This is a genomic window from Pseudoroseomonas cervicalis ATCC 49957 (assembly GCF_000164635.1).
In the GTDB taxonomy this organism is placed as follows: domain Bacteria; phylum Pseudomonadota; class Alphaproteobacteria; order Acetobacterales; family Acetobacteraceae; genus Pseudoroseomonas; species Pseudoroseomonas cervicalis.
Genome location: NZ_GG771244.1, coordinates 1 through 552 on the forward strand (window position 1 = coordinate 1; position 552 = coordinate 552).

Sequence of the window (552 nt, forward strand, 5' to 3'; positions counted from 1 at the left end):
CGGCAGGGCGCAATCCGGGTCGGCCATCAGCGGGCCCAGGCGCTGCAACGGGGCGAGCTGGGTGCCGCCCTCGCTGCGCGGCAGGGTGCCCTGGTCGATCGCCCAGCGGCGCAGCGCCTCGGCCGCGGTGCCGAGGAAGCGCTTGCTGCCGATTCGCACCAGGCACAGCCGGGCGGAGAGGGTGGCCATGGCGGCCCAGGCCTCGGCCGCGGCGCGATCCTGGAAATGCTCGCGGCGGAAGGCCATCGGCCCCTGGCCGACCACCACCTGCCATTGCCCGTCCTGGCCCGGTCGCACCCGCGCGGTCATCGGCTTCTCCTCGGCCTTTGGCATTGATCACGACTCCGTGAGCACAAAAGCCGGCCGGATGGCGTCCCGCAAGGGCGCAATCCGGCCGGACGCGCAAAAGCGCCGCCGAGCCCCGCGCGGAGGTCGCGGCGCGGCGCTTTTCGTGGTATTTCGCAAAGCTATGCAGCAGGCGCCAGAAGCAAGGGCCGGCGGAAGGGCCAGGGGGGGATCGGCCAGCGGGCCGGCGGCGGGGCGCGCCGGGAC

The 552-nt window shown here is 74.3% G+C and carries 1 protein-coding gene; it reads right to left on the minus strand.

The genetic code is table 11. From position 1 onward, the window contains the following. Positions 1–309: hypothetical protein (locus HMPREF0731_RS22800; protein WP_040614606.1), on the minus strand; the 309-nt coding region annotated here is incomplete at its 3' end. Positions 310–552 lie beyond the last annotated feature (243 nt).